General features: G+C 52.4%; 8 protein-coding genes. 7 read left to right on the forward strand and 1 reads right to left on the reverse strand.

Annotated features, from left to right (window positions below; translation table 11 throughout):
- From ACO6VG_RS25820 to ACO6VG_RS25840, 5 genes are all read left to right on the forward strand, one after another.
- A partial coding sequence (locus ACO6VG_RS25820; RefSeq protein ID WP_422476352.1) for a hypothetical protein occupies positions 1-181 on the forward strand: 181 nt, incomplete at its 5' end.
- Positions 182-1,055: 874 nt separating this feature from the next.
- Entirely contained in the window at positions 1,056-3,836 is a 2,781-nt protein-coding gene (locus ACO6VG_RS25825) for a hypothetical protein (RefSeq protein WP_422476354.1), read from the forward strand.
- Positions 3,837-4,038: 202 nt separating this feature from the next.
- Positions 4,039-5,346: a hypothetical protein gene (locus ACO6VG_RS25830; protein ID WP_422476356.1), complete on the forward strand. Its 1,308-nt coding sequence runs from the start codon at positions 4,039-4,041 to the stop codon at positions 5,344-5,346.
- Positions 5,343-6,830, forward strand: a complete 1,488-nt coding sequence (locus tag ACO6VG_RS25835; RefSeq protein WP_422476357.1) for a hypothetical protein — start codon at positions 5,343-5,345, stop codon at positions 6,828-6,830. Before ACO6VG_RS25830 ends, ACO6VG_RS25835 begins: the two co-directional genes overlap by 4 nt.
- Complete coding sequence (locus ACO6VG_RS25840) at positions 6,830-7,288, forward strand: hypothetical protein (protein WP_422476359.1); 459 nt, start codon at positions 6,830-6,832, stop codon at positions 7,286-7,288. The genes ACO6VG_RS25835 and ACO6VG_RS25840 overlap by 1 nt, the downstream gene beginning before the upstream one ends.
- A 160-nt stretch (positions 7,289-7,448) precedes the next feature.
- Here ACO6VG_RS25840 and ACO6VG_RS25845 read toward each other — a convergent pair whose 3' ends face one another.
- The gene (locus ACO6VG_RS25845; protein WP_422476361.1) at positions 7,449-7,619 is read right to left on the reverse strand and encodes a hypothetical protein; all 171 of its coding nucleotides are present in this window, start codon (positions 7,617-7,619) and stop codon (positions 7,449-7,451) included.
- 209 nt (positions 7,620-7,828) lie between these two features.
- Between ACO6VG_RS25845 and ACO6VG_RS25850 the strand changes: the two genes are divergently transcribed.
- Both ACO6VG_RS25850 and ACO6VG_RS25855 read left to right on the forward strand, forming a co-directional pair.
- Complete coding sequence (locus ACO6VG_RS25850) at positions 7,829-8,419, forward strand: hypothetical protein (protein ID WP_422476362.1); 591 nt, start codon at positions 7,829-7,831, stop codon at positions 8,417-8,419.
- 345 nt (positions 8,420-8,764) lie between these two features.
- Positions 8,765-9,511, forward strand: a 747-nt coding sequence (locus tag ACO6VG_RS25855; protein ID WP_422476364.1) for a hypothetical protein, incomplete at its 3' end; no start/stop codon positions are given.

Below are 9,511 nucleotides of genomic sequence, written 5' to 3' on the forward strand. Positions count from 1 at the left end.
TGATTTATTCCATAGTCTGCCGAAATATGACTTAAAGGAGTATAGCCGTAATAAATTATTCTTCAGTAAGAAAGTAAATTTTGAATATGATACTCCCACTATAGCTCTTGATGATTCTAATCCTTTGCTCTTGATGGTACACTCTCGCCAAGGACACCCAACAATCAAACTACTACTTTGATGAAATCTGCTTTATGTCATCAGACTGTAGAAATTCTAAAAAAAAAATCACTAAGAAAAAAAGAAATCACATTAAAGATGATGAAGGCTATTCATAAATTCTATATGGAAAGAAAAGTTATTATCTCTGATAAGTACATGAATACAAATTGCAAATCATATCAACTGATCTTCGGCATGATATCGACAAATTTAACTGCATCATTAATGCAAAATTAGGTTATGATGCTTTTGAAAGATTAGTTTTCAAATCTTGAAAAACCAAAAGACATCAAAATCATTCCAATTAACTACTTCATAGCGAATAATCTCTTTTATAAATAAAGCTTTAAAAACCTTGATTTTAACTCGTCACCAACAAGTGGTTGTGAAATCATAAGGAAAGATTAATAATCGTTCATTATTCAGATAAAAACATAGAAGGCATAAGCGATTCTTTAATATATTGCTTTAAACTTTATAATAAGTACTGCACTGAAAAAAACAGCGTCTTATACAATGCTGTTGATTCAAATCAAATAGAAACAATAACACTTCAAAAAGTGTCAGGAGTAACGCTCAAAAATATTGGCGAAGACACTAAAGTCATCATGACTGGAAGTTTCCTGCATTTCTATAATAGCGACTTGAATCTATATGATACTTTCTATTACAAGCGCTTAATGTTAAAGTTATCAGCGGTTTTGGGAACGTTGATCCCAAAAATACCAGAGTACAAACCATAAAATTCTTTTTTGATAACTTCGCACAAGGCATTGAAGATTCTGAGGGTGTACTAAATACCAGCCAGAAAAATTATATTGTACCTGAAGTTTTAAGGAACTTGGCCAAACAAGGTATTCGGTGCAAACTCAGCTGTTGCGATTCGAGGATTCTTGTCAGCAGGTGATCCTCACGGGCCGTCAACCTCGAAAAATGCCCCCTATCCAGATCTCAACCGCATTGTTTTTACCCTTGACCGTAGCGGCGCCGTGACATACCGAGCCAAGTTCGGGTTGGCCTCCTTTGACCTCGAAAATGAGTTTATCGATAAGACAAGCAAAGAGGATCCGAACGATGACAAACTCACAAAAGAATTTACCGAAGCTCTACTCAAAGGAGAGTTTGCTGATGCCAAACTCAACGATGATTTGGTCAAAGTCGTAATCGAAGACAGGCCTACCTTTGCCGGACTCGAAGATGAGTTGTCTAAAGCCATAGGCGAAGATGAGCCTGGGGATCGAAGAAAAAATGCTGAAAATTACACATTTCACTTTGAGTTCAAAACCGCGATCTTTCATGGATTAAAGGAACACCCACAAACTGAAAAAGCCACTTTCGCCACTTTGGTTGCAGGAGAAACTATTCGTTTGGCAGACACACTTAGCCTTGCACTAAGTTCTCACACATACACTCAGTGGCTTGAGCGCTACGCACTGCGTTTCAGCGCGCCTGATCAGATAGATCAGCTTGAGCAGGCAATGGCCAATTTCCATAGCAACGAAGAAAAGACCAGAGCCTTCGAAACCCTCAAACGTCGGATACAGGTCAAGGCATTCGATATCTACACTCTCGATCCTAAATCGATACTGGGTGCCGCCGAACTTAACAAGGAATACAAAAATGATTTCGCCAACATCAAGCTTCTCACAGGCCGGCTACAGATGCCTTGTGACAGGCCTCGAAGATCAGCCGGTGCCGGCAGCTGCGATGCTCGACGCAAAAACCTGGAGTATGCCCTCCGGTTACTTTCCGGCTTCAAAACCCAGCTCCGTCTTGGCAACGACAGGAAAAAAACGGATATCGCCCTGATCAAACCCGCCAACGAAGATGAGCGCTGGCTGCAGAATTTTTTCACCCGGTTTCGTCGCCTGGAAGGCAAGGACGCATTGGCTCACGCCCGGGGCATGCACTCGGTCATTGCCCTGGACGAAGATTCGTTTACCCGCGCTCAACAGCAGATAAAAGACGGCACCCTGAGTGGTCAGCCCCTGTTGCTGAAAGCTACCCCCGCTGCCGGTTATGTGCTGCTCACACCCGATGGCCGGGTTCAGTCGGCCATCGCCGGGGGAGACGGCAACCGCGTCACCGTTCTCGGTCGGCCAGCCAGACTGATTGCCCATGCTTTGACGACACTGGTCGACTTTACCCCGGACCGCTACATCGCCACCCTGACCGTCAGCGATCTTGCCAGCAGCAACCAGTCCCGCGGAATCACAGCCCTGAACGCCCTGAAAACCTTTATGACCCGCTCGCCCACCCATGGCAAACCCCTGGTCGGCAAGCTGATTGTCGAACCCAGAAGTGGCAGCCCCCAGGTTTTCAAACGACTGGTGAAAGATATCCAGCATCTGATGCCGAAGGACCGCCCGGCGATTGAAAGCCTTGTGCTGCGCTCCCCGGGCACCGGACAACCGGAGTACCGGTTGCTTCCCGGCGAAAAGACTGTGCTGAGGTCGCCCCGGCCATCGGATTCAAATTCCCCGCTCCGCTATTTGCCGCCCAGCCACCTTTCGGTTCCGGTGCCGCCCCGGACTGAAGACAGCCTCTCAGGTGTGGCCTCTGAACGAGCCGAATTCAGGCAGCGGCTGCTGGAGTTTGATACCGCCCTGGGGGACATTAAAGCCCGGCACTCACTCGCCGACAGCATGGCTCCCCAACTGGATACCCTTCGTCGGGATGGCCGTGGCTGGCGCATGGACTTTATGGAACCCGATACCCTGACCCGTAAGAACATCCGGTTTACCTCCGGTGCCTTTGATCGCTTCCGGGGCTTTCTCCAGGGGACGGGTCGTCAGGGATTCCGGGTCAAAGGAAAAAAATCTTCCACCAACGGACTGGAAAAGCTCAGGTCTTTTATAGGCCTTTACGACCTGATAGCAGGGCTTTCCCCTGTGGGACACCATTACAAAAATCCCCCGTCTCAGAATATGACGGACACCCAACAGCAGATTTATACCGGGCGCCAGACGCTTTTTTATACGGCTGTGGCATTGCAAGGGATTGAGATCATCAATCTCGGGCGACAGGGGATCAAGACAATCATCCCGGCCATCCGGTCGTCATTGCCCCCCGGTCAGAAACCACCAAAGCTACCCGATATTTCCGGGTCGGGCAAGTTGCCCGGCGGTCTGAAAAAAGTCGGCAGGCTGGGTAAAAAAGTCGGTCGTTTTGTGCCCATACTGGGTCTCGCCGTGCCGGGAGCCAGTCTCACCCTGACCCTCATTGAGTACGAGAACGAAGAGGACCCGGAAGTCAAGAAACTCATGGAATCCATGGTGACCTTTGAGTGGGTGGATACCTATGTCTCCGTCATTTCAGAGTTCCTCGGGCCAGTCGGGGCATTTATTGACGGGATCATGCACTACGTCAGGGGTATTTTTCAGGAGAACTATAAAAGGAAGTTAGAAAAGCTGGCCTACAAAAAGTTGCAGGATGCCTCGGGTGAGGCTGCCAAAATCTTTGACCTGATCCACGCCCAGCTGGACCCCAAAAGCTTCCTGGCCAACAAGCAGACCCTCAATGCCTTGATGAGCGGGGATGGCAAAAGTCTCCTGCCCCTGAACATCCGGTCTATCAACCTGGTGAGACCAGACCCTGACCTACGGTGGCGTCTATTCATTCAAGCCAACCTTAATCGCCGGGAAAAAAGACGACTGGAAACAGAAAAACTGTGAGAAGATACCCTATGTACCTAAGGCTCCTTTACGGCACTGCGCCAGCGACATCAACCGGATCGAATACTCCCCTGACACCTTTAACCTGATCGACGATGCCCTGGCGACATTGTGCCGGACGGAGTCGCGTTTAACCGGGTATCAATGCTCAGACGGGGTATTCCGCAACCTGGGGCAGATGAGCGATAAAAAGGTCATTTTAATGCCTTCTGTACCCCCGTGGGAGGTCAAGCTCCTCTACAGTCCCTTGGACCAGACCTCTCTGGGGAGTGCGCCAGACAGCAGTTCCCCCGGTGCGAAACTTCTGGATGCTGTCAGCGACAGCAAGCTGAAACGGTTATACCAGAAAAAAGTGAAAGACACCCGGTATACCGAGTGCGACGGGCATGGCTCATGTGATGACATCAGCTACGACTATAAATACCTTGGCCAGATGTTCACCCATACCGACAGTTTGAAATACCGTCGGTCAACCAGCAGACTGTATCTCGATAACAAGGATCACGTCGTCGTCTTTCGCGAGGTCTCATCGACATTCTCCCGACTTCTGAAGTATGACGTGTATAGTCCTGAAGGGGCCAACAAAACCTACGCCCTGATATCCAACGGTGAACACACTATCCACCTTCACCCCCAGGGGCAGACGGCCTCTACCTGGGTGTTGAACTACGACGGCAAGCTCCCCTATGCCTGCATTACTGAGCGGGATGACCAGGTACAAAACTGTCGGTCCTGGGTGAGCCTGTCCTATGAAGATAACCGGGACTTCAAGCTGGGTGAGACCCTTTTCCGATTTCCTGAACCAAGACCACACTCCTGGTATGAACAGGCTCCCTCGTATAAAGTAGTGGCCCGGGATCCCAACGCACAGTTTGAGTGGCGGCTGCTGGATCACAAAGTGATTCAGCGCTTGTACGACAATGGAGGACTGAATGACGGGCCATCAAGGGCGTCGAAACTGAACAGAATCATGAGCCGTTACACTGCGGCCAGCCGGTTCCTGCCGCTGGAGCTGAAAGACTGCGACTTCTCACCTCAGATCCGTGCACGCTGTATGGCCGGAGCGCCGAACCGGTGGACCACAACCACATCCGGGTGGTCACCCAAAATACCGAACCGGTGGGAGATGAACGGTGCCCTTGACCCACTACCCAAGAGCAATAATCGGCAGAACCCAGCCTGGTTACAGCACCAGCGGGACTGTGACCGACAGGTTAATGAGTATCTCAAGAAACCCTACCGCTGCTTCCCTGGCAAGCTGGGACTGGCCGAAGCAGACTGGGATCAGTTGGGCCGGGTCCTGCTTTGGTACGATACCCTTAAGCATCAGGAAATCCGGCTCATTGCTGCCAGCGCCGAGGTGCAACCGGTCCAGGTGCAACCGGTCCAGGTGCAACCGGTCCAGGGGAACCCGACTACCGGCTACTATTTTTTCGACTCCGCCAACGGCAAGGTGTTATTCCAGAATAAGGAGGCACTGACCCGGGAAATCTCGCACTTCGACAGTTGAATGCCAGCTTGTTTGGCCGCCATGTCTCAAAGATAATGCCGAACAAAGATGAGTCACAATTGCTGGTATTTGATGCCCCCTATTATTACCTGTTGACGGCCAGCCCGTCCGGTCAGCTGGCTCACCAGGTGATTGCGGCAGAAACCCTGGATGGCCAGCTCAGTGTACCCCCTACCCCACCTGCAGTGGCATCTGACACAACGACATCCGACCATGGGCTGATTCCCTTGCAGGATGTCGATAGCTACGGCAGCCGCCGTCTTCTTAGAACCGGTTTTTATGACGACGCCACCCGAAGCTATATTACCTTCCTGAGCAGCCTGCTGGATGGCGACATGCCAAACAATAGAAACGACGGAAGCCGTTTACGGACGATCAATGAGCGTGTCCGCAGGGCACTGCGTGAAGAGCACCTGCCGGTCCACAAGGTGGTGGTTCGGGGCCAGACTGTTTACTACATTTTGTTCAGTCGGCACTCCGGCAAACTGTATTACTTCAGCACCGACGTGAATCGCCCCGGTGGTATCCAGCGGCTGAACTCCGGTTTCCATTTGATCCGCCCTGCAGGCGAGAAGCGAGCGCTGGAAAAGGCAGAAGTAAAGGCAAAGATAGCCAGAGTCGGCGTCTTCAGGCATGTGCAGGCGCACTCCGGCAGCCTCCTGGCCGATACCAACGGTGGCTACCGGCTGTGGATACCGGACAAGGCCTGGGATAACACCCGGGTGGTCAGCGAAAACCTGTCGGTGGAGTCAGGACCTTTTAAGAACTGGCAGGTGGAAGCCACCGGGCAGATCGTCGCCAAGTCGAACGATACCCTGAGTGTGCACCAGTTCACCCCCCAGTCTGGCCTGATGGTGGACAGCCTGAACCTGGGCAAGGTAGTCAACCTGATCTTCGCCAAACTGACCATAGAACACCCCGGTACAACCTGGACCACCACCAGTGCCCGTTTTTTCATCCGTGAGCTCAAGAGTCTGCTGCGAGACCGGCTGAATGGGGCCCGGGAGGGGTTCTCGGCCAAGGTGGGGCTGGTGCCGCTGAGACCCATCACCGCAATCATCGACCACCCCCTGTTCAGCGCGATCAGGCAACTGGACGTCTGGTACTACCCGGACAGCGACACCCTGCTGGCAGCCAACACCCGTGACCAGTTTGAAGTCATGGTGAACGACGACGGCCAACTGCTCGCGCTGTCGGACACCGTGGCAGGGAGGAGGCTGCAGAGTTTTTCCGACAGCCTGATCAGGGCGCCAAAGGCCATCCCTCGGTGGTGGAGGCCGCCCGCCGCTTCGCTGACCGGGATGCCCAGTGAGTTCGATGACCAAATCCCTGGTTCCTGCCGTTACATGGCTAGGCGTATCGACTCGAGGGGTAGCCACCACTCGGAACACGGGCGCCTGGGCGTGGCGCATCCAGACACCGACGCGCCCAATACCTGGCTCACCGGGAGCATCTGGCCCTGCTGGCGCTGGACCTCAGCCTGATGGGACCCAGAAACACCACCGGCAGGCTGGTCTACTGGACCCGGCAAGATTTCAACCATGGGCCTATGGGATCTCTGCCAGCGGACATACGCCAGAAGGCCCACACCGAACTGATCGCCCTCACGCTGCGCTCTGGCTATTCCCCAACCGCAGGAGGCCTGGAGGGAATTAGTGGTGCCAGAGTCCCTGTAAACAGAGACTGTTATCCAGTTTTGCCTGGCAAGGAGCACGGCGTTCAGCAAGTGATTGGCAGCGTCCGGAAGTTCTCGCTCCCTCCGTCAACGAGCACGGTCGTTTATAACCGGAACAACCAGACGCTGTACCGGGTCACCCAAAAGGGTTACCAATCACTGGGCACCCTTGGCAGGGTCGCCGTGATGGCCGAGGGTCTGCTAGCTGTCAGGAACCCCTGGAGCCGTTTACGGTATCAAACTGGAAACGTTGCGGCTGGACACTGACTCCGGCGAGCATCGGGCGGCCTTTGTCCGGAACGGTACCCGACAGCGGTTCGGGATCATGGTGGAGAGCCATGTGGGTCCGACGTGATTAAACTGGATGAGTCTGACTTGTCGCCTTTTGCCTTAATCCTCGTCCATCCTGGCCTTCCTGAAGAAAGCATCACCAAGCACGATCAGAGCACAAACCAAGATTGAACTGAATGTGTCGGCCTTCCTCTTCCTTGCCTGGCGCCGGGGTCAGAACCTTGTGCTGTCCAACCGAGTGACCACCGGCGATGCCGAGATCGAGATTCAGCAGGTCTGGGCGTGACAGCACGACCAGTTCCTGCAACCCACAACGCTCGTGTTCAATGACCCTGAGCTGTCATTATCCGACCTTCGTAGCTCGGGTGACGGACTGTGGTCAGGGGGTCGTCCTGCCACCCACGGTGAACAGCCTCGTCAGGAAGGAACGCCTCCGATTCACCAACGCCACAGCCAGCAACCCCCTGTAGGTCCAGCAGGACCGTTAAACCGGTAAAAATCGTCACCCACCAGGCGATGGACGGGATTGAACCGACAGTAGAACCCCTGAACGCCACATACGTCAGACGTCAGGTGTTTATTACTGGCACAGGACAGTGGGGCTGGGAGCCGGGCAGTGTTCAGGTGAGCGGGCCGAAACCCGACAGCGGTTACCAGTCATGGCCGTTTCTGCCCTCCGTGATCAGCTCGTCCGCCGTCGGTAACAGGACAGCGAGACTCTGGGGCAATAGCCGCAGTAATATTCTGTACCTTGGCGCCGACGCCCGACAGTGGTCACTCCGTGGATGGGGCGGTCATGACCTGCTGCTGCTGGGAACCTCAGGCAACATCGCAGCACGGCCAGAAGCGCTGGCAACCGGGGGCGACCAGTGTGGCCACCGGAGGCTGGATACGCTCGGCAACAGCAGCCTGTGGCAGGACATCCCGGACTGGACGCGCCCGCTGGTCGGCGGTGTTGGCAATGACGCCCATGACCTGCGGGCGTGCAGGCCAGCACGCACAATCGACAGCCATGGCAAGCATTGTGTTCTACTGTCGTCCGGGTCTGAGGCGGATTTACGACGTTTGTCGGGCATAACAGCACTGCACTGTTCTTTACCGACCTGACCATTTGACAGGTTAAGTTCAGCCACAGTAACTCGCAGGTGCAGAGCAATCTCACCCGCAGCAGCAACTTTACCCGCAGCAGCGCTTCCCTGCCATTGGAGAGCCAAAAGGACAGGATCATCAAATTCGGCAATAATGTCCGTAACACTGGCACTGCGGAAACCTGATGGGCGGGCCAGTCTGCCCAAAGGAGTGTGGACAAGTCAGCCTCCGAACCTACCGCTGCGATCAAACAGGAATGACAGCAAGCGCATTGGCTGGGAACGACAGCGACGGGGGAGAGAATGAAGCCGTGACCTTTCTGAACAAAATCATTCGCAGAGGGCAACGGCTGGTGAATTACCTGTGCGAAGCCTGGCCGGTGGTGAGAAAAACAACATTGGGTCGGAGAGTGAGCGGCCAGTAGGAACAAGCCTGAATAATACGGAACTTTACCAGCACTACCAGCGACTGGTTCAGGACCTCAGGCTGCTGTTTTCCGAGATAAGCAATAACGCTATCGAAAAAGATGACCCCGGTGATATTGCTCGGCTGAAAGACAGCATCTGGCAAAAAATTGATAACTTTATGGGAGAAAGCAGTGAAATAGAAGAATTAAATATAATGGAATCTGATCTTCCAGACAGTGTAAAGAAGGAATTTGTCATCCAATGGAATAAAATCAATAATTCTTTAGATAAAATTAAAAATTTAATCAGCAACGCTATTGTTCATAAAAAGCTGAAAAACCTAGATCAAGAATATAAAAATTTTATCAGATACAGTTTAGGCTTTACTAACAGTTTAATCATCGAAAGATTTATCGGGCTGAGTCAAAAATTCGTACTAGGAGGGGTATATATTGATAAAGGACTACTACCGGAAATGGACAGTCACCCCTTTCTAAAAAGAAGCAGTTCCCTTGATCCTATATCGGGGACGGCAGTGACTTCTGAGAAGGAAAAGCAGCTCGAAAGTGCCAAGCTACATGCTCTTTTTAAAAAAATGTTTTCAGATGGAACTATTTCAGATCCCAGCCCTTATTTTGAGAGATACGGTACAACCCTGTCGAGAGAAGAAATCACTCGAATTCAAGGTATCGTAGCAGAAAGC

The organism is Endozoicomonas sp. ALB032 (assembly GCF_049310125.1).
Classification (GTDB): Bacteria; Pseudomonadota; Gammaproteobacteria; order Pseudomonadales; family Endozoicomonadaceae; genus Endozoicomonas_A.

Bases quoted from the DNA above. Each gene is read 5' to 3' on its own strand.
- ACO6VG_RS25830 (WP_422476356.1), top strand. From the start codon at position 4,039: ATGCCTTCTGTACCCCCGTGGGAGGTCAAGCTCCTCTACAGTCCCTTG.
- ACO6VG_RS25840 (WP_422476359.1), top strand. From the start codon at position 6,830: ATGGGACCCAGAAACACCACCGGCAGGCTGGTCTACTGGACCCGGCAA.
- ACO6VG_RS25850 (WP_422476362.1), top strand. From the start codon at position 7,829: ATGGACGGGATTGAACCGACAGTAGAACCCCTGAACGCCACATACGTC.